The sequence below is a fragment of the Trebonia sp. genome (genome assembly GCF_030042015.1).
Classification (GTDB): Bacteria; Actinomycetota; Actinomycetes; order Streptosporangiales; family Streptosporangiaceae; genus Trebonia.
Map to the genome: position 1 here is coordinate 1 of NZ_JASIAL010000142.1, position 23,256 is coordinate 23,256.

Below are 23,256 nucleotides of genomic sequence, written 5' to 3' on the forward strand. Positions count from 1 at the left end.
GACATCGCCAATGCTGACATCGCGAGCGCGTGCATGGCTAACCTCCCAGCCTGGCCCGGCCGCGCTGCAGCCCGCCGATGATGATCGTTGCGTGCTCGATCGTGGTGCGCAGCGCCGCGAGCGGCGCGGTGTTGTGCACGGCGTCGGTCAGCCCGGCGTTGATCTTCGGCGCCTCGTTGCCGATCGAGCGGGCGAGCAGCAGGATCGGGACCACGAGCGCCACGACGACGAGGACGATCACGCCGCCGATCGTGTAGCCCACCACCCAGCCGGTGGTGCTGTATCCCGCGGCGAGGACATGCGATTGCACTGAAAGGCTCCTCTCAGATCGTTTCGCAGAAGTCGCGGACGGGCTTCAGGTTCGCGTTGACCGAGGTAAGCCGCTCGGGCACGGTGCTGGTCAGGCTGGCGACGGCTTGCACGCCGCCGGTGGTGGCGGCCAGCGTCTTGCGGACCGCCCGCAGGTGGAAGATCACCCGCAGCAGGCCCACCGCGGTGATCGCGATGATCAGCGCGGCGACGATCAGCGTGAACCAGGCGACTGCTGGCATGTCAGGTGCTCCTTATCCGCTTATCCGCGTCAGCCGAGAAGCTTGGCGACCGAGCCCGCGTACCGGACCGCGCCGACCTTCACTGCCTCGATGGTCGTGTCCGTCTCGGCGAGCCCGTCGGGGACGCCGTCGAGCTTGCCGATCAGGGCGACCCCGCCGGCCAGGATGTCGTCGGTCGCGGCGCGCACCCGCTCGGTCGCCGCGAGGACCCGGTTGAGCAGGTAGATGACGACGGGCAGCACCACCACAAGCAAGATCACGCTGCCGATCCACCACAGGACCATGGCCTTCTCCTTTATGTCAGCTCAGGTTGTCGCGTGGTACGGGAGGAAGAACCGGCGGAAGACCCGGGCCAGGGCCATCAGCGCGGCCCGCAGCCCGAGGGTGAGGCCGCGCGCCGGGGTGGCCGCCGCCGCGGCGATCTGCTCAGCCGTCTCGCCCCGGTCGATCCGCTCGATGCGGTCCTGCAGGTTGGCGGCGAAGTCGTGCATCAGCACCGAGCTGACGTCGCCGATCATGCCGCGTCCGTACTGCGCGGCGGCGCCTGCCAGCTGCAGGTCCTGGGTGACGTCGACCCGCGTGCCGCGGCCGGCCCGCGCCAGCGTCGCCGTCACCACCATGCTCGCCTGCCCGCGGCCCTTTTCCTCCGCGCCGGCCGCGTTGACGACGATCCGCTTGGCCGCCTCGTTCCGCTCGGTGATGTCGGCCGTGCCGGCGAACTGCAGCCGGACCGGCCCCATCCGGATCGCGACCCGCCCCTTGTACTTGTCGTCGCCGAGGTCCTCGGTCAGCTCGGTGCCAGGCAGGCAGGTGGCCACCTGCGGGATGTTCTGGAAGAACTCCCACACCTTGTCGACCGGTTCGGGGACCTCGAACTCGTTCTTGATCAGCATTGGGTGTCTCTCTTCACCGTGGGGCCTGTCATCGTGGTGCGTGCGCGTAGGCGGCGGGGTCGTTCGCGAATGCCCGGCGGCAGCCGGCGCAGCAGAAGTAGTAGGTGGTTCCGTCGTGCTCGAACGGCAGGCCGCCGCCCTGGGCGGTGACCACCGTCATCCCGCACACCGGGTCGATCGCCTCGGCGGCGGGCGCCGTGCCGCGCGCCGCCCGCCCGGCCGGCGCGGCCGTCGTCGCGGCGGTGACTATCGCGCCGGAGGCGCGCAGCTGCACCAGCTCGGCCAGGATCGCGACCGCTATCTCGGTGTGCGTCGTCCTGCCCAGGTCGAGCCCGGCCGGCACATGGACGTGGTCTAGCTGTTCGGCGGGCACGCCCCGGTCGGCAAGGTAGCCGAGCACCGCCGTGCCCCGCTTCTGCGAGCCGACCAGGCCCAGGTAGGCCGGCCGGGCGGCCGCGGCCCGCTCGAGCACCTCCTCGTCGTTGTGTCCCTGCGTGGCGACGACGACCATCGAGTGCCGGTCCGCGTCCTCGGCGCCGAAGTCCTCGCCCGCGATCAGGTCGGCGTGCCAGCCCAGCGTCTGCGCCAGCCTCGTGAGCGTCTGCGCCATCGGCGAGCCGCCCACGACCACGAGGCGCGGGGCGGGCAGCACCGGCTCGATGTACACCTCGAGCGCTCCCTCGCTCTGGCAGGAGATCGGCACGACGGCCATCCCCTCGGGAACGGCGCCGCCGAACTGCTCCGGGCTGCCCAGGAGCAGCAGGCGGGCGTCGCCGGACTCGATCACCAGGCGGGCCTCGCGGATGACCGCGGGCTCGGCGCAGGCCCCGCCGATCCAGCCGTGCAGCTCACCGCTCGCGGTGATGATCGCCCGCGAGCCTTTCTTCCCCGACGACGGTCCCTGCCGCCACACCACGGTCGCCAGCGCGAACGCCTCGCCGCGGCGCGCCAGCTCCGCGGCCTGCTCCAGGACGCCCCAGCTCTCGTCGGCCATCATGACTTCTAGTCCCCCCGGACCGGCGGCGCGCCGGAGACGTCGCGGTGGTAGGTCAGGGCTTCCCAGACCCGGTCGGGCAGCAGCGGCATGTCGATGTTGCGGACACCGGTGCCGGACAGCGCGTCGATCACGGCGTTCACGAACGCGGCAGGCCCGCCGACGGCCGCGCACTCGCCGATCCCCTTGGCGCCGAGCGGATGGTGCGGGCACGGCGTGACGACCTCGCTGTGCAGCTCCCAGCCCGGCGTCTCCCACGCGGTGGGCAGCAGGTAGTCCATGTAGTTCGAGCCGACGCAGTTGCCGTCGGCGTCGAACGTGATGAACTGCATGTTGGACATCGCGTACGCCTCGGTGAGCCCGCCCATGATCTGGCCTTCCACGATCATCGGGTTGATGCGGACGCCGCAGTCGTCGACCGCGACCGCGTTCAGCACGTCCCACACGCCGGTCTTCTGGTCTACCTCGACCGTGATGATGTAGACCGCGAACGGCCAGGTAAGGTTCGGCGGGTCGTAGTAGGCGGTGTTCTCCAGGCCAGGCTCCATGCCATCGGGCATGTTGCTGTAGGCGGCGATCGCGCATTCCTGGATGGTGACCCCGCGGTCCGGGGCGCTGCGCACGTAGAACCGGCCGAGCTCCCAGTCGACGTCCTCCTCCGAGACCTCAAGCAGGTGCGCGGCCAGCTTGCGGGCCTTGGCGCGGATCTTGCGGGACACCATCGCCACCGCCGCGCCGGCCACCGGCGTGCTGCGCGACGCGTACGTGCCCATGCCGAACGGGGCGGTGTCGGTGTCGCCCTCCTCGACCACCACGTCCTCGGCCGGGATGCCGAGCTCGTGGGCCACGATCTGCGCCCAGGTGGTCTCGTGTCCCTGGCCCTGGGTGCGCGCGCCTGTCCGCAGGATCGCCTTGCCCGTCATGTGCACCTTGAGCTCGGCGGAGTCGAACATCTTGATGCCGAGGATGTCGAACTCCCGGCTGTTGCCGGCCCCGAGCGGCTCGGTCATCGTGGAGATGCCCAGGCCGAGCAGCCGGCCGCGGGAGCGGGCCTCCTCCTGGCGCTGCCGGAAGTCCTCGTACCCGATCGCCTGCAGGCCGACGTCCAGGCACTTGGCGTACTGGCCCGAGTCGGTGAGGAAGCCGAACGGCGTGCGGTGCGGGAAGTCGTCGTCGGCCACGAAGTTCATCCGGCGGAACGCCGCCTGGTCCATGCCCAGGTCGCTGGCCGCGGCCTGGATCATCCGCTCCTGGAAGAACATCGCCTCGGTCACCCGGAACGAGCACCGGTAGGCGACCCCGCCCGGCGCCTTGTTGGTGTACACCCCGCGCGCGGTCAGGTGGGCGACCGGGATGTCGTAGGCGGCGAAGGCCGAGTGCATCAGCCCGATCTTGAACTTGCTCGGCTGGGCGTCGGAGAAGAACGCCCCGTGGTCGGCGTCGGTGTGCATCCGGACGGCCAGGATCTTGCCGTCCTTGCGCAGCGCGATCTCGCCCTTGAGGTACACGTCGCGGGCGAACCCGGTCGAGATCAGGTTGCCCGACTTGTCCTCGATCCACTTGACCGGCCGTTCCAGCAGGATCGAGGCCAGGATCGAGCAGACGTACCCCGGGTAGACCGGCACCTTGTTGCCGAAGCCACCGCCGATGTCCGGCGAGATGATCCGGATCATGTGCTCGGGCAGCTCCGCCACCATCGCGACCGCGGCCCGGATGATGTGCGGGGCCTGCGTGGTCATGTAGACGGTGAGCTTGGAGGTGGCCCTGTTGAAGTCGGCGATCGAGCCGCAGCATTCGATCGGCGACGGGTGCGAGCGCGGGTAGTGCAGCTCCAGCCTGGACACGAGGTCCGCCCGCGCGAACGCGCGGTCGGTGCCTTCGCCGTCGCCGACCTCCCAGTTGTAGATGACGTTGTCGGGCTGGTTCTCCTTGTCGTCGCGGATCACCGGCGCGTCAGGGGCCAGCGACTGGGTCGGGTTGACGATGACCGGCAGCGGCTCGTAGTCGACCTCGATCGCCTCGCACGCGTCCTTGGCGATGTACGGGTCGTCGGCGATGACGCAGGCGACCTCCTGGCCCTGGAAGCGCACCTTGTCGGTGGCGAGCACGGCCTGCGTGTCGTAGGACAGGGTCGGCATCCACGCCAGGTTCCTGCTGGCCATCATCTCGCCGGTCAGCACCAGGTGGACGCCGGGGATCTGCCAGGCCTTGCTGGTGTCGATGGACCTGATCCGCGCGTGCGCCAGCGGGCTGCGCAGGATCTCCATGTGCAGCATGCCGGGCAGCACGATGTCGTCGGTGTAGTTGCCCTTGCCGCGGATGAAGCGGTCGTCTTCCACGCGCTTGCGGCTCGCGCCGATTCCGCCGATCTTGATCTCGTCTACTGCCTGCGACATTGTCCTACTCTTCCCGTCTGGTCTCAGCGCCGTCGCTACCCGGCGGCCTCGGCCCGCAGCTTCGCCGCGGCCCACAGCACCGACTTCACGATGTTCTGGTAGCCGGTGCACCGGCAGAGGTTGCCCGACAGCGCCCAGCGCACGTCTTCCTCGGTCGGATCCGGATTCCGGTCGAGCAGGGCCTTGGCGGCCATCATCATTCCCGGCGTGCAGAACCCGCATTGCAGGCCGTGCTCCTGCTTGAAGCCCTCCTGCAGCGGGTGCAGCTCGCTCGCCGCGGCGAGGCCCTCGACGGTCTCGACGGCATGGCCGTCCACCTGGACCGCGAGCATCGTGCAGGACTTGACGGCGCGGCCGTCGACGAGCACGGTGCACGCGCCGCAGTTGGTGGTGTCGCAGCCCATGTGCGTGCCGGTCAGGCCGACGCCGCGGCGGATCAGGTGGGACAGCAGCAGCCGCGGCTCGACCTCGGCGATCTTTTTCTCGCCGTTGATCGTGAACCGGATCCGGCGCATCGGCACCTCGCCCGCGGCCTCGTCGCCGCGGTCCTCGTACACCATGGTCATCTCAGGCTGCCCTTTCCGCCTCGTGATCGGCCCGGGACAAGATGCGCTCGACGAACGTCGCCACCATGTGCCGCTTGTACTCGGCGCTGCCGCGGTGATCGGTTCTCGGCTGCGCGGCCGCGGCGGCCAGGTCGGCCGCCCGCCCGATGCTCCCGGCGGTCAGCGGCTGGCCCACCAGCGCCTGCGCCGCCTCGGTCGCCGCGATCGTGGACCCGCCGACGCCTGTCAGCGCGATCCCGGCCCTGGTCACGACCTCGCCCGAGGTCTCGATCGCGACCGCGACGCCGACCGTGGCGAAGTCGCCGACCCGCCGCTCCAGCTTGAGGTAGCCGCCCGCGCGGACACCTTTGGCGGGCGGGATGACGGCCTCGACCGCGATCTCGTCCGGCGCCAGGACGTTCTGGAACGGCCCGGTCACGAAGTCCGCCATCGGGATCACCCGCCGGCCGGCCGGCCCGGCCGCCACCACGGAACCGCCGAGTGAGACCACGACCGACGCCCAGTCCCCCTGCGGGTCGGCGTGACAGAGCGAGCCGACGAGCGTGCCCCGGTTGCGCACGATCGGGTCAGCGATGAGCGGGGCAGCGGCGGCCATCGTGGGCTGGGTGCCCGGCAGCAGGTCGGAGTGCTCCAGATCCGCGTGGCGGCACAGCGCCCCGATGCGGAGCGTGCCGTCGGGGTCGGCCCGGTGGTAGCCAAGGCCGGGAACGTTGTTGATGTCGACCACGAGCTCCGGCGATGCGAAGCGCAGCTTCATCAGCGGGACGAGGCTCTGGCCGCCGGCCAGCACCTTGGCGTAGTCGCCGCCGCCTCGCAGCAGGCTGATCGCCTCGTCCAGGGAATGCGGTGCCTCATAGCGGAACCGCGATGGGTACATTCGCTGCCTCCGGGGTGGGCGGGAAATGACGTGAATCGCAGGTCAGGCCGCGTCGTGTGGGGGACCGGCCGGGGCCGCCCCCGCGGCGGGCGATGCGGCGGGCGCTGAGTGCGGGTCGGCCACCGCGACCGGCCCCGCCTCGTAGTCGGGGTCAGGCCGCGGCTCCTGGTGCGGCGGCCACGGCCCGGAGACCGGCTGCCCGGCGATCTTGAGATAGTCGACGAGCTCGGGCCAGGCCCACACCGTGGGGCTCTTCCCGGTCTTGGGCGCGTGCTCGATCAGCTCGTACAGGCGCGGATTGCCCGTGCTGTGGCCGCTGGACTCGATGCGCATGCGCAGCCTCCCGCCCGATAGGACGGTGCCTCCAGGCCGGCATCGTCGCCAACGAAATTTCATCCGTATAGTGCGCCCCGGTGTCTCACGCCGCAACAGCCAAATAAGCTAACGCTTAACTCGACACGTCCGGCTGGGTGAACATGATGGCTGATGGCGGGTTTTCAGCTCCAGATGGTGACATACACCGGGGGCTTGAACCGGGACGGCGGCACGCCGGCGGCGGGCGACCGCATCAGCTGCATCGCGTCAGGGGTGCCGAGGAACCGGCGCAGCGCGCCGGCCGCGCTGCTGCGGTACTCCCGCTCAAGGAACGTCGCGTACCAGCACTCGTCCATGGGCAGCCCTGGCATCTCGACGATCGACAGCTCACCGCGCCGCAGCTGGGCGGAAATCAGGTGCTCGATCGCGGGCGCGACGCCCGCGCCGTCAGCGGCGGCCGCCCACGCGGCGGTCAGGCTCGGCAAGACCCGGATGTTGCCGTCGGGAACGCCCAGCCGGGCAAGCAGCCTGGCTGTCGCGGTGGCGGGGTCGGTCGCGTTCGGGTCCACCAGCCACCGCCACTGCCTGGGCGCCCCCTGCGGCCTGCCGTGCCCCCCGGCGACCACGGCCAGCCGGTACTTGAAGATGGGCTCGCTGACGATCGGCATCTCGTTCTCGCCCGTGACACCCGGGCCGAAGGCGACGTCGGCGAGCCGGTTCGCGACAAGCACGGCATGCTCGCCGGAGGCGGCCACGCCCGTGGAGACCTCGACGGGCCCGGGGAACCGCCTGCTGAACGCCTCGACCAGCGGGCCGACCACGAATTCGGCGAACGTCGGGGTGGCGACGATCCGCAGCTGCTCCGGCGCGCCCTGCGCGGCCCGCACCGCGGCGTGCGCTTCGGCGCCGAGCACCACGATCTGGGAGGCGGTAGCCAGCAGCCGGGAGCCGCCGGGCGTCAGCGTCATGCCCGCGGGGCCGCGGGTGATCAGCTGGTCGCCCAGGTAGTTGCGCAGCGCGGTGAGAGCCTGCGACACGGCCGGCTCGCTCACGCCGAGCGCGCCGGCGGCGGCCCGCACCGAGCCCAGGCGGGCCACCAGGACGAACGCGTTCAGCTGGGTGAGTGTCATGTCAAGATCCAGTGTGGCCCATCGCCGGGACCTCTCCAACCAGGGGCCGCGGCCCCGGGCCGGGGGAGGTCGTAGTGCAGGTTCCCGCGCACGTCGAGTACGAGAAGGCCACCAGCGTGCAGCACGCGCTCGCGCTGCTGGCCAGGTACGGGCCTGAGGCCAAGATCCTGGCCGGCGGGCACAGCCTGATCCCGATGATGAAGCTGCGCCTGGCGCAGCCAGAAGTGCTCGTCGACATCAACGGGCTCACCGACCTGTGCTACATCGGCAGGGCCGGGGACGAGCTGCGCATCGGCACGCTGACCAGGCACGCTCAGCTGCTTGACTCGCAGCTGGCGGGCGAGCACTTCCAGATCATGCATGACGCCGAGCGGGTGATCGCCGATCCCATCGTCAGGAACTGGGGCACCGTGGGCGGCTCGCTCTGCCAGGCCGACCCCTCCGAGGACCTGTCCGCGGCGTTCGCGGCGGTGCGGGGCACCATGGTCATCCAGGGCCCAGGCGGCACCAGGGAGGTAAGCGCCCGGGCGTTCCACACCGGCCCGTACGAGACCGTGGTCGGCCCGTCCGAGCTGCTGACAGAGATCAGGCTGCCGATCCGGCCGGAACGCCAGCGCGGCGGCAGCGCGTACCTGAAGGTGGCCCGCCGGGCGGGCGACTGGCCGGTCGGCGCCGCCGGAGCGGCGGTCTGGCTCGCGGACGCCGGTGGTGGCAAGCAGAGCATCGCTGACGTCGGCATCGGGCTGACCGCGGTCGGCGCGGCGCATTTCGTGGCCGCCGAGGCCGAAGACTTCCTCACCGGCCGCCCAGCCGACGAGGAGACCCTGGCCAGGGCGGGGCAGATCGCGGCCGAGCACTGCCGCCCGGTCACCGACCAGCGCGGCCCGGCCGACTACAAGCGCCACCTCGTGCGCGAACTCACCACCAGGGTGCTGCGCGCCGCCGTCGCGCGCGCCGGCGGGCCCGCGTCATGAAGCTCACCCTGACCGTCAACGGAGCGGAGTACACGGCCGCGATCGAGCCGCGACTGCTGCTCATCCACTTCCTGCGCGACGAGCTCGGCCTGACCGGCTCGCACTGGGGCTGCGACACCTCCAACTGCGGCGCCTGCGTGGTGTGGCTGGACGAGACGCCCGTGAAGTCGTGCACGGTGCTGGCGGCGATGACCGACGGCAGGCGGATCACGACCGTGGAGGGCCTGGCCAGGAACGGCGTGCTCGACCCGGTGCAGGAGGGCTTTTCCGCGTGTCACGGGCTGCAGTGCGGGTTCTGCACGCCGGGCATGATGATGACCGCGCGCTGGCTGCTCGACCGCAACCCCGATCCGACCGCGGCGGAGATACGCGAGGCGATATCCGGGCAGATCTGCCGGTGCACGGGGTATGAGAACATCGTCCGGTCCGTGCTGTGGGCCGCGCGGCATGACGGGAGCGATGACGATGCACGCCCGTGATCACGGAGGGAACGCAGCCAGCGCGGCCAGCGCGGCCAGCGGGGCCTACGGGGCCTACGGGCCGCTGCCGCGCAAAGAGGACGCGCGGTTCATCAGGGGCCAGGGCACCTTCGTCGACGACATCTCCCTGCCGGGGATGCTGCACGGCGCGGTGCTGCGCAGCCCGCTCGCCCACGCCAGGATCGTGACCGTCGACGCGACCGCGGCGCTCGCCCACCCCAAGGTCATGGCCGTGCTCACCGGCGCGGACCTGGCGCAGCGCGGCCTTGCCTGGATGCCCACGCTCTCGGGCGACGCGCAGGCGGTGCTGGCGACCGACAAGGTGCGGTTCCAGGGCCAGGAGGTCGCCTTCGTGGTCGCGACCGACAGGTACGCCGCGCGGGACGCACTCGAGCTGATCGCGGTCGACTACGAGCCGCTGCCGCCGCTGATCGACGCCAGGACCGCGCTTGACCCCGGCGCGCCGCTCGTCCGGGACGACCTGCCCGGACGCGGCTCCAACCGGATCTTCGACTGGGCCGCGGGGGACCAGGCCGCCACCGACGCCGCCTTCGCCGCCGCGGACGTGGTGGTGGGCTGCGACATGGTCTACCCGCGCTCCCATCCCGCCCCGCTTGAGACCTGCGGGATCGTCGCCGGCATGGACGCCGTCACCGGCAAGCTGACCCTGTGGTCGACCACCCAGGCCCCGCACGCGCACCGGACGCTGTACGCCACGCTCATCGGCGTGCCTGAGCACAAGATCCGGATCGTCTCCCCCGATCTTGGCGGCGGTTTCGGCGCCAAGGTGCCGCTGTACCCGGGCTACGTGTGCGCGGTCGTCGCCTCGATCGTGACCGGGCGGCCGGTGAAGTGGATGGAGGACAGGTCAGAGAACCTGATGTCCACCACGTTCGCGCGCGACTACCACATGCACGGCGAGATCGCCGCGACCGCCGACGGGAAGATCCTCGCGCTGCGCGCGCGGGTGCTCGCCGATCACGGCGCGTTCAACGCGACCGCGCAGCCGTCCAAGTTCCCTGCCGGGTTCTTCCACATCTTCACCGGCTCCTACGACATGCGGGCGGCGTACTGCGAGGTGACCGGCGTCTACACGAACAAGGCGCCAGGCGGCGTCGCCTACTCCTGCTCGTTCCGGGTCACCGAGGCCGTGTACCTGGTCGAGCGGCTGACCGACATGCTGGCCCGCGAGCTGTCGATCGACCCGGCCGAGCTGAGGATGCGCAACCTGCTCAAGCCCGAGCAGTTCCCCTACACGGGCCCGACCGGCTGGCAGTACGACTCGGGCGACTACCCGCGCGCGCTGCGGCTGGCGCTGGACATGGCCGGCTACGACGAGCTGCGCCGCGAGCAGGCGGAAAAGCGCGCCCGCGGCGAGTACATGGGCATCGGACTGAGCTTTTTCACAGAAGGCGTCGGCGCCGGCCCGCGCAGCCACATGGACATCCTCGGCTTCGGCATGGCCGACGGCGCCGACCTGCGGGTGCACCCGACGGGCAAGGCGGTGCTCGGCATCTCCGTGCAGACCCAGGGCCAGGGCCACGAGACCACGTTCGCGCAGCTCGTGGCCCACGAGCTTGGCCTGTCGCCGGACGACGTCGAGGTCGTGCACGGCGACACCGACCGGACCCCGTTCGGCCTTGGCACCTACGGGTCGCGGTCCACGCCCGTCTCCGGGGCCGCGGCCGTCGTCGCGGCCCGCAAGGTGCGGGAGCGGGCGCGCCTGGTGGCGGCGGCGATGCTCGAGGTGGCCGCCGACGACCTGGAGTGGCTGGACGGCAAGTGGCGGGTACGCGGGGACCCGGACACCGCCCGCGGCATCGCCGAGATCGCGATGGCCGCGCACTCGACGCTCGAGCTGCCGGACGGGGTCGAAGGGCACCTGGACGCGTCCGCCGTCTACAACCCGCCGAACCTAACGTTCCCGTTCGGGGCCTACGTCTGCGTGACCGACGTCGATCCGGGCACCGGCGAGGTCAGGGTGCGGCGCTTCATCGCCGTCGACGACTGCGGCGTCCGGATCAACCCGATGATCGTCGAGGGCCAGGTGCACCGCGGCATCGCCGACGGCATCGGCATCGCGCTGATGCAGGCGATCGTGTTCGACGAGGCCGGCAACTGCCTGGGCGGCTCCTTCATGGACTACCTGCTGCCCACGTCGATGGAGTGCCCGTCGCCCGAGCTCGGCCAGACGGTGACGCCGTCCCCGCACCATCCGATCGGGGCCAAGGGCATCGGGGAGTCCGCCACCGTCGGCTCGCCGGCCGCCATCGTGAACTCGGTCGTCGACGCGCTCGCCCCGTTCGGCGTCGTGCACGCGGACATGCCGCTGACCCCGGCCAACGTGTGGCGCGCCATCCAGGGCCGGCCGGTCCGCCCCGACCTGGCGCTCAGCTGAGCATCCCTGACCGGGAACAGGCGCGCCGGTCCGTTCGGGATAATGAAGATTTTTCCGAACGGTCCCTGGCGCCTGCTTACGGGCATCGCGCTGCCCGCCGTGGCCGGCCCCGTCCCATCAGACGTGATCGTTTCGTGTCACAGTTGTAGCCGAAGGTAACCACCAGCGACGGGCTTCGCGGCCGGCTGTGCCAGAGCGGCCCGAACCTTGGCAGTTGTGAGGAGAACGCCATGACCGAGCAGATCCTGGACCAGATCCGCGAGCTCGCCGCCCAGCTGCGAGTCGATTCGATCCGCTGCAGCACCTCGGCCGGATCCGGCCATCCGACGTCGAGCATGTCGGCCGCCGACCTGATGGCGGTGCTGCTGGCCCGGCATTTCCGCTATGACTGGCAGCGGCCGGACGACCCGGCCAACGACCACCTCATCTTTTCCAAGGGGCACGCGTCCCCGCTGCTGTACTCGATGTTCAAGGCGGCCGGTGTCGTCTCCGACGAGGAGCTGATCACCAGGTACCGGCGGTTCGGCTCGCGGCTGGAAGGCCACCCGACCCCCGTGCTGCCGTGGGTCGATGTCGCCACCGGCTCGCTGGGCCAGGGGCTCCCGGACGGCGTCGGCGTCGCGCTGGCCGGCCGGTACCTGGACGAGCTGCCGTACCGGGTGTGGGTGCTGTGCGGGGACAGCGAGACCGCGGAAGGATCGATGTGGGAGGCGCTGGACAAGGCCGCCTACTACCGGCTCAGCAACCTGACCGCGATCGTGGACGTGAACCGCCTCGGCCAGCGCGGCCCGACCGAACTGGGCTGGGACCTTGACGCCTACGCCAGGCGGGCCGAGGCGTTCGGCGCTCACGCGGTCGTGATCGACGGGCACGACATCGAGCAGATCGACAAGGCGTTCTTCGACGCGGCCGGCGCGGACCGGCCCACGGTGATCCTGGCCCGCACCCGCAAGGGCCGCGGGTTCGACGAGGTCGAGGACCGCGAGGGCTGGCACGGCAGGCCGCTGCCCGTTTCGATGGCGCAGCGCGCGATCATCGAGCTGGGCGGCCAGCGCGACCTGGTGGTCGCCGGGCCGCGGCCGGAGGCAGGAACGCCCCGGATGTGGCCAAGCGGCGAGGTGAACCTGCCCCGCTTCGAGCTGGGCGCCAGGGTCGCCACCCGGCTGGCCTTCGGCCAGGCGCTCGCGGCGGTCGGGGCGCTCGGGCACGTCGTCGCGCTGGACGGGGAGGTGGACAACTCCACGCACCTGGAGGAGTTCGCCAAGTGGTACCCCGAGCGCTACTTCGAGATGTTCATCGCCGAGCAGCAGCTCATCGCCGCCGCGGTGGGCATGTCCGTCCGCGGGTACGTCCCCTTCGCCGCCACGTTCGCGGCGTTCTTGACCCGTGCCTACGACTTCATCAGGATGTCGGCCATCTCCCAGGCGAACATCCGGCTCTGCGGCTCCCACTCGGGCGTCGAGATCGGCGCCGACGGCCCGTCGCAGATGGCCCTGGAAGACATCGCGATGATGCGCGCCGTGCACGGCACCACGGTCTTGTACCCGAGCGACGCGACGAGCGCCGCGAGCCTGGTGGCGCAGATGGCCGAGCGCGGCGGCATCGTCTACATGCGCACCACCCGAGGCGCGTACCCGGTGCTGTACGGGCCGGACGAGCCGTTCCCGATCGGCGGCTGCAAGCTTGTGCGGTCCGGCCCCGACGACCAGGTGACGCTCATCGGCGCCGGCGTGACCCTGCACAACTGCCTGGCCGCGGCCGGCCAGCTGGCCGGCGAGGGCATCGGCGCCCGCGTCGTGGACCTGTACTCGGTCAAGCCGATCGACACCCAGGCGCTCGTGCAGGCCGCGGACGCGACCGCGGGCCGGCTCGTGGTCGCCGAGGACCACTACCCGGCCGGCGGCATCGGCAGCGCGGTGCTCGAGGCGCTCAACGACGCGGGGCATCCGGTCCGCATCCGGCACCTGGCCGTGCGTGACCTGCCCGGCTCGGGGACCCCCGAGGAGCTGATGGAGGCGGCCGGAATCTCCGCGGGCCAGATCGCCCAGGCGGCGCGCGAAGCGATCGGCGGGTGAGCTGCGCCGGCGCCCGCCCGTTAACGCGGGCCGTAACCGGCGCTGGTCAGCATCCGGCGCAGGTCGATGACCAGCGATGCGTCTACGTCCTTGCCCGCGGGGGGCTCGAGGAACTCCTGCTCGCTCCCGAGCTGGACGTCGACCTTGCCGTCATGCCGCACGCTGACCGTGCCGACGGCTTCCAGCAGCGACAGCACCGCCCGCCACTCGATGTTGTGGCTGGTGGGATGCTCGAAGATCTGGCGCAGCGTATCCCGGTGGCGGTTGTCGAGGTGTTCTGGCTCAGGCGAGGTCATGTGCCCGACCCTATGCCCGCCCGCCGTCCGGCGGCGGGGCAGCCCGCTCGGTGCGCCCGCGTCGCGTGCCCCCTGTGGACAGGCTGTGCACGAGCCGGTGGATAACTGCCTTCATCTGCGGATAACTCCCGTGCTTTCTGTGGATAAAGAAAAAATTCTCAATTATTGTCCCCGGGCGCTTGCGCCGCGCCTTCGCGCAGGAGTAAGAATGCTTTCACCGTCGGAAACGGACACCATCCCCGGGGGCAACTCCGGAGTCGTGGGAGGCAGCGGGAAACCGGTTCCTCGCGCGGGTGACTGGCCCTGGCGGCCGGCCCTCGGAGCCGGGCAGGCCGGGTAACCGGCAAGCCTGGTGCGGCAGGCCGGGCAAGGCCCCCTCCATCCCATAAATGGAGGGGGCCTTGTCTTGTCCCTGGTCGTATCGTGCCGGGTCTTATTGTGCCGGGTCTTAACGCCCTGCCCTCACGCGACACGCCAGCAAACGCCGCCAAATCAGTAACACAAATGGGTAACAGCCGCGTGGCGGTCGGCGAGTCTCCCGTCGTCACGGCGGACCGTGCCGCGCGGCCACGGCCGCGGCGCCCGCGCGCTGTCCGGCGATCCGGCCGAAAACCGCGCCGTTGGTCAGGCCAGAACCGCCGGGGTAGTTGAAGTAGAACAGCCCGCCGACGAGTTCACCGCATGCGTACAGGCCGGGGATCACCTGCCCGTCGTCGTCGATCACCTCGGCCCCGGTGGAGATCCGCAGGCCGCCGAACGTGAACGTGATCCCGCACGTCACCTGATACGCCTCGAACGGGCCCGTGTCGAGGGTGTTCGCCCAGTTCGTCTTGTCGACGGCGAGCCCGCGGGTGCGCCGGCCGTCCTTGATATTCGGATTGAAGGGCACGTCCGTGTCGATGGCGGCGTTATACGCCGACACCGTGGCGAGGAAGCGCCCGGGGTCCACGCCATCCATCCGCGCCGCCAGCTCCGCCAAGGTGGCGCCGGTGACCTTGGTGACCTGCCTGATCCGGTACTCATCGCGCAGCAGGCGGGCGACCTTGCGATCGAACACCTGCCAGGCGAACTGCCCGGGCTGGGCGAGGATCACCCGGCCGTACCTGGCGTAGGTGTAGTTGCGGAAGTCGGCGCCCTCGTCGACGAAGCGGTCGCCGTCGGCGTTGACCATGATCCCCCAGGGGTAGCTGTGCTTCTGGAAGCCGTCACCCACGGACAGGTCGCCGAACGGCGGCGCGTTGAAATCCCAGCCGACCGCGTGCGCCCCTGACCACTGGCCCCAGGGCGCGGCGCCGACCTCAAGGGCCATCCGTATCCCGTCTCCGGTGTTGAAGCGGGTGCCGCGGACCTTGGCGACGTCCCAGCCCGGGCCGAGGTAGCGGGTGCGCCACTCGGCGTTGGCCTCGAACCCGCCCGCGGCCAGGATCACCGCCGCGGCCCGCACGAGCGCGGTCCGCCCGCCCTGCCCGCCCTGCCCGCCCTGCCTGCCCTGGCGCACGTACACCCCGTCCACCCGGCCGCGGTCGTCCGCGGACAGCCGGGTCGCGCGGGCGCCGTACTCGATGGCGATGCCGTTGCCTGCGCAGGCCCTGGCCAGGTAGTCGATCAGGCCCCGGCCACCGCCGTTGGCCTCGATGGTCAGGCCGCCCCAGAACGTGAACCTGCCGTCGACCTCGAACGCCTGCCGGCCGTAGATCGGCAGGAACCGGACGCCCTTCGAGCGCAGCCACCTCAGCGCGGCGAAGCTGTCGCGCACGAGAATCTCCGCCAGCTCCGGGTCGCAGCGGTTTTCTGTCACCCGGGCCAGGTCGTCGAGGAACTGCTCCCGCGGATAGGCGCCGAAGTCGGTGCGGGCCGCCAGGTCCGCGCTGAGGTCGGGCACGAGCTCGAGGATCTCCGCGCGGCCGTTGTAGGCGAACCGCATCGCGCCCGCCGTGAAGGCGGAGTTCCCGCCGCGCTCGGCATACGGTGCCCGCTCGAGGACCAGCACGCCGGCCCCGGTCTCGCGGGCCGAGAGCGCCGCGCACAGCGCGGCGTTGCCGGCGCCCACGACGACGACGTCTGCCTGGGTTCGCATGCCCCTGCGCCACCTCCCGTACCAATGGTGGCAGCCCCGGCCGCGCGAGCCCGGGACAAACCCCAAGGAACCGCGCGGCGGCAGCGGCCGGTCGTCACTGGCGCGCGAGCAGGTCGCGGACGACGAGCGTCGCGGCGGCCGGTGCTCCCTTCACGAAGCCGAAAAACGGCCCGAAGTCCTGCGTCGCCGCGAACCCGGTGACGTACAGGCCGGGCACGCTGGTCTGGAAGGCCTCGTCGAGCACGGGGAAGCCGTTCGACAGCTCGATGTCACCGAGCAGGCCCGCGAGGTAGGGGACGCTGGCGAGGTCGGCCCGGTACCCCGTGGCGAACACTACGCGGTCGGCGGTCAGCCGGCTGCCGTCGGAAAGCGCGACCCGCAGCGAGCCGTTCCCGTCGGCCGCGGTGACCCCGGTGACCTCGGTGCCCGGCCGCCGCGTGATCCCCTCCCTGTCCAGCCGGGGCGTGAGCCAGTGCTCGAGGGTTAGCCGGCCGACCTCCCAAAAGCGCCTGGCGACCGCGTCCTTCTCGCTGGCAGGCAGGTTGCGCCAGTACCCGCGCACCGCGAGCGTCCGGTCCACGTGCTCGTCCACGAACTTCCAGCTGACCCGCTCGAAGCGCGGCACGTCGTGGCGGTGCACGATGTCGACGCTCGCCGCGCCGTGCTCGCGCAGCAGCGCCGCCCATTCGTAGGCGCTCTGCCTGCCGCCGATGATCAGCACGCGCGCCCCGGCCATCGGCTCGAAGCGCACCAGGTCGCAGGTGTGCGCCGCGTACCCGGCCGGCACCGACGCCGCCCAGCCGGGGCGGTTGGCGAAGCGGCTGATTCCTGGCGCGGCGAGCACGGCGTCCGCGCGAACGCGCTCCCCGCTGCCCAGCGCTGCCTCGAAGCCGCCGTTCACCCGGTCCAGGGTGTCGGCGAAGTCCTCGCGGACCCGCAGTCCCTTGGCCCGCCTGAACCAGCCGGCGTAGTCGAGGAAGACCTCGACCGGGATCGGATCGACCTGCTCGGCGCGGAGCTGCCGCTCTTCCAGGTACGCCTGGAGCGTGTGCCGCCCCGCCGCGTCAAGGTGCCAGTCCGGCCCGGACCGAAGGAACATGTCCGCCGGCATGTGCTCACGCCAGAAGCCCATGGGCCGGCCGAGGATCACGGTGTCGATGCCGTGCTCCCGCGCGAGCGCCGCCGCCGACAGCCCGTACGGCCCCGCGCCGATAACGAGCAGCTGCGTCTGCTGCATGAAGACACCCCCTTGCGGACTCTACTCCGGGTCGCCGGCCTGGCCGGCCTACAGGCGGGCGGCAGGCGCCACGGTGCCTGCACCGCCACGCTTGGTGCGCAGGAGATAACTGTGTGAATGCGTTGCGACTGGGGTAGGGAGCGATCCAAGTGTCAGCAGGTGCGTAGACGCGGCCCGGCACGGGGAGCCGGGCCGGGCCTGGCTGGCTGAGGGGGAAGCACCATGTCAGTGCGGAAATCACTACGCGGCCGGCGGCCGGCCGCCGTCAGGCGGGGCGCCGTCTTCGCGGCGGGGGCGGCAGGCTCGCTGGCGGTCGGCGCGGTCGCGCTCGCGACCGTGCCCGCGGGTCCGGCGCGGGCGGCACAGGCATTCCCTGTGGCCCCGTTCTCCGAGACGTTCTACTACATCGGTGCCGCGACCCAGACGGTCCCGGTGCCGGAAGGCGCGGTCTCCGCCACGGTGGTGATCTACGGCGGGAGCGGCGGCAACGCGTGCGACCTGTCCGCCTGCGGCAAGGGCGGGTACGGCGCGGAGGTGTCCGGCACGCTCGCGCTGCCGGCCGGGTCGCGACTGGTCCTGTCGGTGGCCGGCCGCGGCGGCAACGCCAACGGGCGGACGAACCCGGGCGACGGCGGCTGGGGCTGGGCACACGGCGGCCGCGGCGGGTCCGGCTCGGGCGGCTCTGAGGACGCCGCCGGCGGGGGCGGGGCCAGCAGCCTCAACCTCAACCTGTGCCCGCCCGGGGAGCCCTACTGCAGTCCGATCACGCTCGTCGTCGCCGGCGGCGGCGGGGGAGGGGGCGCGGTCGGCTACCTCCCGCTCGCCGATCCCGGCGGCAACGGGGGCAGCAGCGGTTCCAGCGCCTTTAACGGCTCCGCCGGCCGGGGCATCAACGCCGGCGGCGGCGGCACCGGGGGGAACCGTACCGGGGGCGGGGGCGCCGGCGGCGGCGGCAGCTCTCTCGGCGGCTCCGGCGGCGGCGGCGGCGCGGGCTACTCCAGCGGCAGTGGCGGCGGGGGCGGCGGCTTCGGCGGCGGGGGCGGCGGTGGTGGCGGCGGCGCGACCTCCTACACCGGCTCGCTGACCTCGACCCGGGTGTTCGCTGGCTCGACCGCGGACGGAAACGGCCAAGTCACGATCACCTGGAACTTCGGCTAACCGGGTTAGGGCCTGGTCCGGCCTTACCGGGCTCCCGCGGGGTCGTACCAGGCCTTTCACCGGGGCGCGGGGTTCTTGAGCACGACGACCGAGCGCGGCCGGACGGTGACGTGGCCGGCGGCCGCGGCGCCGGCGGTCGCGGGCGCGTCCGGCAGTACCGGGTCGTAGGTGTCGATCTCGACCCGCCATCCCGCCTGCGGCCTGGTCTCGGGGAGCGTGAAGTCCAGCGGCTCCCACCAGGCGTTCACCAGCACAAGGAAGTCGTCGTCGAGCAGCGCGCTGCCGTCCTCGGCCCGGTCGGGATCATCGGACCCGTCGAGGTAGATGCCGATCGCGAGCGCGCTGCCATCGGCCCAGTCGGTGCCGTCCATCGGGGCGCCCTGGGGGGTGAACCACTGGAGTTCGGCGGCCTCGGCGCCGGCGAGGAACCGCCTGCGGCGGAACACCGGGTGGGCCCGGCGGAAGGCGATCAGGCGCCGTGTGAACTCGAGCAGCTCGTCGTCGGTGTTCGCCCAGTCGAACCAGGTGGTCTCGTTGTCCTGGCAGTAGGCGTTGTTGTTGCCGCGCTGGGTGCGGCCCATCTCGTCGCCGCCGAGCAGCAGCGGCACGCCGAACGACAGCATGAGCGTGGTCAGCATGGCGCGGGACTGGCGGGCACGCAGCGCGTTGACCCCGGGATCGTCGGCCGGGCCTTCGGCCCCGCAGTTCCATGAGCGGTTGTCGCTGGTCCCGTCGCGGTTGCCCTCGCCGTTGCCCTCGTTGTGCTTGTCGTCGTAGGAGACCAGGTCACGCAGGGTGAAGCCGTCGTGCACGGTGATCAGGTTCACCGAGGACGTGGGCCGGCGCCCGGCCGTGGCGTACAGGTCCGCCGAGCCGGCGAACCGGTCGGCGAACTCGCCGATCCCGATCGGCTCGCTGCGCCAGAAGTCGCGCATCGAGTCCCGGTACTTGCCGTTCCACTCCCGCCACAGCGGCGGGAACCGGCCCAGGTCATAGCTGTCCATCTGCCCGACATCCCACGGCTCGGCGACCATCTTGGCCCGCGACACCACCGGGTCCTGCGCGACCATGTCCAGGAACGCGGCCACCTTGTCGAAGCCGCCCTCCTGCCGGGCCAGGGTGGGCGCCAGGTCGAACCGGAACCCGTCGACGTGCATCTCCTCCAGCCAGTAGCGCAGCGAGTCCATCATCAGCTGCAGCGTGATCGGGTCGCCCGCGTTCAGCGAGTTGCCCGTGCCGGTCGTGTCGTAGTAGTCGCGCGGGTCGCCGGGCGCAAGCCGGTAGTACGCCGGGTTGTCGATGCCGCGGAAGCACAGCGTGGGGCCGTTCGGCCCTCCCTCGGCGGAGTGGTTGAACACCACGTCGAGCAGGATTTCCAGGCGGGCCTGGTGCAGCTTGTCCACCATCGCCTTGAACTCGCCGACCTGGCCACCCGGCCGGCCCGCCCGCACCTGCGCCGAATAGCCGTTGTGCGGCGCGAAGAAGCCGATCGTGTTGTAGCCCCAGTAGTTCGTCAGCCCCCGGTCGAGCAGGAACGACTCGGGCACGTTCTGGTGCACGGGCAGCAGCTCGACCGTGGTGACGCCCAGGTCGACCAGGTGCGCGATCGCTGCCTCGTGGGCGAGCCCGGCGTAGGTCCCGCGCAGCCGCGGCGGTATGTCGGGATGGCGCATCGTGAAGCCCTTGACGTGCACCTCGTACAGGACCGTGTCCGAGTACCGGCGCCCGGGCCGGCTGGCGTCCTGCCAGTTGAAGGCCGGGTCGACGATCAGGCTCCGCGGCACGTGCGCGGAGGAGTCGAGGGTGCTCGGGGCGTCCGGGTTGGCCAGGTCGTGCGCGAGCACCTCGGGCCCGAACGAGAGCGTTCCGCTGATCGCCCGCGCGTACGGGTCGAGCAGGAGCTTGGCCGGGTTGCAGCGCAGGCCCTGCGCCGGGTCCCAGGGTCCGCTGACCCGGTACCCGTACGCCTGGCCCGGCCCGATTCCGGGCACGAAGGCATGCCAGACATCCGCGTCGTTGTCCTGCAGCGGGATCTGCGTTTCCGCGCCAGTCCCGTCGAACAGGCACAAGGTGATGCGCTCGGCGATGCTTGAGGCGATCGCGAAGTTCGTGCCCGTCCTGCCGAGGTGCTCGCCGGGCGTGGCGCCTAGCGGGTGCGCGCTGCCCGGCAGCGCGCCCGCGGACCGGCTGTCAGGCTTGGCGAACGCGTCCGGGGCGACGCGGGCGCCGGGAACCTGGACGGTGGTGGTTTGCTGGGTGGTCACTGCTGCCGCGCCTTTCTGGAGAGGCCGCGCACGCACGTCGGCGTGCCGCGCGGCCGGCTGCTCGTTCTTTCCTAGGCGCGAACCGGGTAACCGTCATCACCCCGTGCGGGTGCTCACGCGTGCCGGATGCCCCGGTAGATGTCCAGGTACTCCGCGCCGGGCCTGGCCCACGAGTAATCGGCGCGCATGCAGTTGGCGGCCAGCTCGCGGAATTCCGGCGGCCGGGCCGACCATAGCCGCAGCGCCCGGCCCAGCGCCGATTCGACCGCGCGGTTGTCTGTGTGGTGGAAGACGTACCCGTTGCGCTCGGCCGGCGGCCGCCCCGAGTAGTCGCGGTCGAAGACCGTGTCGATCATGCCGCCGGTCGCCCGCACCACGGGCACGGTCCCGTACCGCATGGCGATCAGCGGGGCCAGCCCGCACGGCTCGAACATGCTCGGCACGATGAGCAGGTCCGCGCCCGCGTAGATGAGATGAGCCAGTTCCTCCCGGTATCCGAGTTCGAGGTGGCAGTCGGGGTTGTCGTTCAGGTAGTCCTTGAGGTGCCAGAAGTGGCCGTTGATCCGGTCGTGGTGGTGCGCGTCGCCCATGAGCACGAACTGGCCGCCGAGGTCCAGCGTGTAGAAGAGGGCATGGTGCACGAGGTGCATGCCCTTCTGCTCGTCCAGCCTGCCGATGTAGGCGACCAGGGGACTGCGGGTCTTGCGCAGCCAGAACCTGTCCCTGAGCGCCTCCTTGTCCGCCTGCTTGCGCTCGGCGGTGCCGGCCGAGTAACGGGCCGGGACAAGCGGGTCGCTCTCCGGGTTCCACACCTCGTAGTCGACGCCGTTGAGCACGCCCCGGAACTTGGCCTGGTGCTCCTTGAGGATGCGGCCGAGCCCCGACCCGCCGTCGCCGTACAGCGCCTCGTCGGCATGGCTGGGGGAGACCGTGGTCACGAAGTCCGCGTACACGATGCCGCCCTTCATCGGGTTAAGGCCCCGGTAGCGGAAGTCATCGCCCAGCCGGTCGGCGTCGAGGAAATGGTCGGGCCTGCCGAGCTGGGTGGCCCAGAGCACGTGTTCGTCGCTGGTTCCCTGGTGACGGAAGTTGTGTATGGTGTAGCAGATTTTCTGCTCCGCGAGCACGGCGCCGTACTGCTCGCGCAGCAGGACCGGGACGAGCCCGGCCTGCCAGTCGTGGCAGTGCACGATGTCGGGACGCTTGCCTGCCTGCCCCATGAATTCGAGCGCCGCCTTGGAGAAGAAGGCGAACCTCTCGGCGTCGTCCGCGTACCCGTACAGGCGCTCGCGGCCGAAGAGATTCGCCGCCGAATGCGGCTCGATGAAGAAGCACTTGCGTCCGTTCGCGTAACCGAACCACACGGTGCAGCGGACCGCCCCGGCGTACCAGGGCACCCACAAGTCCTCATGGCTCGGCGCCAGCCCCCAGATCTCGGAGTAGTGCAGGCCGGAGTACTTGGGCAGGATGACCTCGACCGCGTTTCCCCTGATCTCAAGCTCCCGGCTCAGGCCCGCCACCACGTCACCGAGCCCGCCTGACTTCGCCGCAGGCGCGCACTCGGCCGCCACCATGACGATGTACACGCTCACCCCCCCACCGCGTTGCCGGCCCGATGCCAGCCATACCGACGCTTGCGCTCAGGCTTACGGGCGCCGCTGGCGGGCCGCATCGCCCGGATAGGGCGAAAGTGGCGCAGGTCCTGGGCCGGGCAGTTTCAGGACGCGCGGAAGTCGACGTCCTCGGTCTTGACCGTCCCCGCCGTCCGTCCGGGCGCCGTCTGGTAGGTCCAGTACAGGTTCGTGTGGGCGATGACCTGGTCCGGCGGCGGCGCCCCCCACTCGGTCTGGTCCTCGGTCGTATGGGCATCGCTGACGAGGGTCGCGTCGTACCCCCGGACGAACGCGCCATGCAGCGTCGAGCGGATACACGCGTCGGTCTGCGCGCCGACCACGACGAGCCGCCCGATCCGCAGGTCCGACAGCACGGTCTCGAGCGTCGTGTCCTCGAAGGAGTCGCCGTAGTTCTTCTCGACAAGCGGCTCGGCTTCGCCCGGACTCAGCTCGGGGACGATCTGCCAGTCATCGCTGCCGCGGGCGAGACCTTCGTCGCAGTGCTGGACCCAGACGACGGGGACGCGTTCCCGCCGCGCCTTCTCGACGAGGCTGCCGACGTTCGCCACGACCGCGTCCCGCGCGTGCGCCCCCGCGACGACGCCGTTCTGCACGTCGATGACGAGCAGAGCGGTGTTCGGCCGGTTCTCGAGTGTTGTCATGGCTCTCCCTCGCTGACGCCTCGCTCCCCGTCAACCCCACGCTAGACCCCGCCACCGGCAAAATGCGGTCGAGGAGGGCGGCGGCACGGGTGCTGGCGGTGGGTGCGGGCATCGCCGACTACCCAAACAGAGGATGCGGCTCAGCGTATCGCTGTGAAGCCTGGCCGTAACGGGCCGGCCACGGGAGGAGTGCTCTTGGACACGAAGCCGACGGCGGCGGCCGCGGGCACGGCACACGTGGGGGGCGACCTCACGGTCAACCGGCTGGGATTCGGCGCGATGCGGATCACGGGCCCGGGCA

The 23,256-nt window shown here is 71.2% G+C and carries 21 protein-coding genes; 5 read left to right on the plus strand and 16 right to left on the minus strand.

The window, feature by feature from the left end; genetic code table 11:
- Positions 1 to 37: 37 nt before the first annotated feature.
- The 10 genes from Q1N79_RS07210 to Q1N79_RS07255 all read right to left on the minus strand — a co-directional run bounded on the left by Q1N79_RS07210 (position 38) and on the right by Q1N79_RS07255 (position 7,722).
- Complete coding sequence (locus Q1N79_RS07210; RefSeq protein ID WP_300605830.1) at positions 38 to 310, minus strand: hypothetical protein; 273 nt, start codon at positions 308 to 310, stop codon at positions 38 to 40.
- A gap of 13 nt (positions 311 to 323) precedes the next feature.
- Positions 324 to 551: a hypothetical protein gene (locus tag Q1N79_RS07215; protein WP_300605831.1), complete on the minus strand. Its 228-nt coding sequence runs from the start codon at positions 549 to 551 to the stop codon at positions 324 to 326.
- 29 nt (positions 552 to 580) lie between these two features.
- Positions 581 to 835: a hypothetical protein gene (locus tag Q1N79_RS07220; protein ID WP_300605833.1), complete on the minus strand. Its 255-nt coding sequence runs from the start codon at positions 833 to 835 to the stop codon at positions 581 to 583.
- A 21-nt stretch (positions 836 to 856) separates the two neighbouring features.
- A complete protein-coding gene (locus tag Q1N79_RS07225; protein WP_300605835.1) occupies positions 857 to 1,444 on the minus strand; it encodes an SRPBCC family protein in 588 nt (195 codons plus the stop codon).
- Between the two features lie 28 nt (positions 1,445 to 1,472).
- On the minus strand, positions 1,473 to 2,438 hold the full coding sequence (locus Q1N79_RS07230; protein WP_300605837.1) for an XdhC family protein: 966 nt from the start codon (positions 2,436 to 2,438) through the stop codon (positions 1,473 to 1,475).
- An 8-nt stretch (positions 2,439 to 2,446) separates the two neighbouring features.
- Entirely contained in the window at positions 2,447 to 4,834 is a 2,388-nt protein-coding gene (locus Q1N79_RS07235) for an aerobic carbon-monoxide dehydrogenase large subunit (RefSeq protein ID WP_300605839.1), read from the minus strand.
- Positions 4,835 to 4,869: 35 nt separating this feature from the next.
- On the minus strand, positions 4,870 to 5,349 hold the full coding sequence (locus tag Q1N79_RS07240; protein ID WP_300605857.1) for a (2Fe-2S)-binding protein: 480 nt from the start codon (positions 5,347 to 5,349) through the stop codon (positions 4,870 to 4,872).
- Between the two features lie 52 nt (positions 5,350 to 5,401).
- Positions 5,402 to 6,277: a xanthine dehydrogenase family protein subunit M gene (locus tag Q1N79_RS07245; RefSeq protein WP_300605841.1), complete on the minus strand. Its 876-nt coding sequence runs from the start codon at positions 6,275 to 6,277 to the stop codon at positions 5,402 to 5,404.
- A gap of 42 nt (positions 6,278 to 6,319) precedes the next feature.
- Positions 6,320 to 6,610 (minus strand): hypothetical protein, encoded by a 291-nt coding sequence (locus tag Q1N79_RS07250; protein WP_300605843.1) that lies wholly within the window; start codon positions 6,608 to 6,610, stop codon positions 6,320 to 6,322.
- 164 nt (positions 6,611 to 6,774) lie between these two features.
- Positions 6,775 to 7,722 carry a LysR family transcriptional regulator gene (locus tag Q1N79_RS07255; RefSeq protein ID WP_300605845.1) on the minus strand — a complete coding sequence of 316 codons (948 nt, stop codon included), beginning with the start codon at positions 7,720 to 7,722 and terminating at the stop codon, positions 6,775 to 6,777.
- A 74-nt stretch (positions 7,723 to 7,796) separates the two neighbouring features.
- Between Q1N79_RS07255 and Q1N79_RS07260 the strand changes: the two genes are divergently transcribed.
- The 4 genes from Q1N79_RS07260 (at position 7,797) to Q1N79_RS07275 (ending at position 13,648) form a co-directional block, all read left to right on the plus strand.
- A complete protein-coding gene (locus Q1N79_RS07260; protein WP_300605846.1) occupies positions 7,797 to 8,696 on the plus strand; it encodes a xanthine dehydrogenase family protein subunit M in 900 nt (299 codons plus the stop codon).
- Positions 8,693 to 9,175, plus strand: coding sequence for a (2Fe-2S)-binding protein (locus tag Q1N79_RS07265; RefSeq protein WP_300605847.1), 483 nt, complete (start codon positions 8,693 to 8,695; stop codon positions 9,173 to 9,175). Before Q1N79_RS07260 ends, Q1N79_RS07265 begins: the two co-directional genes overlap by 4 nt.
- Positions 9,156 to 11,573 (plus strand): aerobic carbon-monoxide dehydrogenase large subunit, encoded by a 2,418-nt coding sequence (locus tag Q1N79_RS07270; protein ID WP_300605848.1) that lies wholly within the window; start codon positions 9,156 to 9,158, stop codon positions 11,571 to 11,573. Before Q1N79_RS07265 ends, Q1N79_RS07270 begins: the two co-directional genes overlap by 20 nt.
- Positions 11,574 to 11,803: 230 nt before the next feature.
- Positions 11,804 to 13,648, plus strand: a complete 1,845-nt coding sequence (locus Q1N79_RS07275; RefSeq protein WP_300605849.1) for a transketolase — start codon at positions 11,804 to 11,806, stop codon at positions 13,646 to 13,648.
- Positions 13,649 to 13,668: 20 nt separating this feature from the next.
- Here the strand turns inward: Q1N79_RS07275 and Q1N79_RS07280 are convergent, their stop codons facing one another.
- The 3 genes from Q1N79_RS07280 to Q1N79_RS07290 all read right to left on the minus strand — a co-directional run bounded on the left by Q1N79_RS07280 (position 13,669) and on the right by Q1N79_RS07290 (position 17,258).
- Complete coding sequence (locus Q1N79_RS07280; protein WP_300605850.1) at positions 13,669 to 13,944, minus strand: hypothetical protein; 276 nt, start codon at positions 13,942 to 13,944, stop codon at positions 13,669 to 13,671.
- 544 nt (positions 13,945 to 14,488) lie between these two features.
- Positions 14,489 to 16,021 (minus strand): FAD-dependent tricarballylate dehydrogenase TcuA, encoded by a 1,533-nt coding sequence (gene tcuA / locus Q1N79_RS07285; RefSeq protein WP_300605851.1) that lies wholly within the window; start codon positions 16,019 to 16,021, stop codon positions 14,489 to 14,491.
- Between the two features lie 94 nt (positions 16,022 to 16,115).
- Positions 16,116 to 17,258, minus strand: a complete 1,143-nt coding sequence (locus Q1N79_RS07290; RefSeq protein WP_300605852.1) for an FAD-dependent oxidoreductase — start codon at positions 17,256 to 17,258, stop codon at positions 16,116 to 16,118.
- 222 nt (positions 17,259 to 17,480) lie between these two features.
- On the opposite strand from Q1N79_RS07290, the gene Q1N79_RS07295 reads away from it, so the two are divergent.
- Positions 17,481 to 18,416: a hypothetical protein gene (locus Q1N79_RS07295; RefSeq protein WP_300605853.1), complete on the plus strand. Its 936-nt coding sequence runs from the start codon at positions 17,481 to 17,483 to the stop codon at positions 18,414 to 18,416.
- A 56-nt stretch (positions 18,417 to 18,472) separates the two neighbouring features.
- On the opposite strand, the gene glgX is transcribed toward Q1N79_RS07295, so the two are convergent.
- From glgX to Q1N79_RS07310, 3 genes are all read right to left on the minus strand, one after another.
- On the minus strand, positions 18,473 to 20,680 hold the full coding sequence (glgX, locus tag Q1N79_RS07300) for a glycogen debranching protein GlgX (protein ID WP_300605854.1): 2,208 nt from the start codon (positions 20,678 to 20,680) through the stop codon (positions 18,473 to 18,475).
- A 113-nt stretch (positions 20,681 to 20,793) separates the two neighbouring features.
- Positions 20,794 to 22,272, minus strand: coding sequence for a glycogen synthase (locus Q1N79_RS07305; protein WP_300605855.1), 1,479 nt, complete (start codon positions 22,270 to 22,272; stop codon positions 20,794 to 20,796).
- 125 nt (positions 22,273 to 22,397) lie between these two features.
- Positions 22,398 to 22,955 carry a cysteine hydrolase family protein gene (locus Q1N79_RS07310; protein WP_300605856.1) on the minus strand — a complete coding sequence of 186 codons (558 nt, stop codon included), beginning with the start codon at positions 22,953 to 22,955 and terminating at the stop codon, positions 22,398 to 22,400.
- Between the last annotated feature and the right edge of the window lie 301 nt (positions 22,956 to 23,256).

Bases quoted from the DNA above. Each gene is read 5' to 3' on its own strand.
- Q1N79_RS07215 (WP_300605831.1), bottom strand. From the start codon at position 551: ATGCCAGCAGTCGCCTGGTTCACGCTGATCGTCGCCGCGCTGATCATC.
- Q1N79_RS07220 (WP_300605833.1), bottom strand. From the start codon at position 835: ATGGTCCTGTGGTGGATCGGCAGCGTGATCTTGCTTGTGGTGGTGCTG.
- Q1N79_RS07225 (WP_300605835.1), bottom strand. From the start codon at position 1,444: ATGCTGATCAAGAACGAGTTCGAGGTCCCCGAACCGGTCGACAAGGTG.
- Q1N79_RS07230 (WP_300605837.1), bottom strand. From the start codon at position 2,438: ATGGCCGACGAGAGCTGGGGCGTCCTGGAGCAGGCCGCGGAGCTGGCG.
- Q1N79_RS07235 (WP_300605839.1), bottom strand. From the start codon at position 4,834: ATGTCGCAGGCAGTAGACGAGATCAAGATCGGCGGAATCGGCGCGAGC.
- Q1N79_RS07240 (WP_300605857.1), bottom strand. From the start codon at position 5,349: ATGCGCCGGATCCGGTTCACGATCAACGGCGAGAAAAAGATCGCCGAG.
- Q1N79_RS07245 (WP_300605841.1), bottom strand. From the start codon at position 6,277: ATGTACCCATCGCGGTTCCGCTATGAGGCACCGCATTCCCTGGACGAG.
- Q1N79_RS07250 (WP_300605843.1), bottom strand. From the start codon at position 6,610: ATGCGCATCGAGTCCAGCGGCCACAGCACGGGCAATCCGCGCCTGTAC.
- Q1N79_RS07255 (WP_300605845.1), bottom strand. From the start codon at position 7,722: ATGACACTCACCCAGCTGAACGCGTTCGTCCTGGTGGCCCGCCTGGGC.
- Q1N79_RS07265 (WP_300605847.1), top strand. From the start codon at position 8,693: ATGAAGCTCACCCTGACCGTCAACGGAGCGGAGTACACGGCCGCGATC.
- Q1N79_RS07270 (WP_300605848.1), top strand. From the start codon at position 9,156: ATGACGATGCACGCCCGTGATCACGGAGGGAACGCAGCCAGCGCGGCC.
- Q1N79_RS07275 (WP_300605849.1), top strand. From the start codon at position 11,804: ATGACCGAGCAGATCCTGGACCAGATCCGCGAGCTCGCCGCCCAGCTG.
- Q1N79_RS07280 (WP_300605850.1), bottom strand. From the start codon at position 13,944: ATGACCTCGCCTGAGCCAGAACACCTCGACAACCGCCACCGGGATACG.
- tcuA (WP_300605851.1), bottom strand. From the start codon at position 16,021: ATGCGAACCCAGGCAGACGTCGTCGTCGTGGGCGCCGGCAACGCCGCG.
- Q1N79_RS07290 (WP_300605852.1), bottom strand. From the start codon at position 17,258: ATGCAGCAGACGCAGCTGCTCGTTATCGGCGCGGGGCCGTACGGGCTG.
- Q1N79_RS07295 (WP_300605853.1), top strand. From the start codon at position 17,481: ATGTCAGTGCGGAAATCACTACGCGGCCGGCGGCCGGCCGCCGTCAGG.
- Q1N79_RS07310 (WP_300605856.1), bottom strand. From the start codon at position 22,955: ATGACAACACTCGAGAACCGGCCGAACACCGCTCTGCTCGTCATCGAC.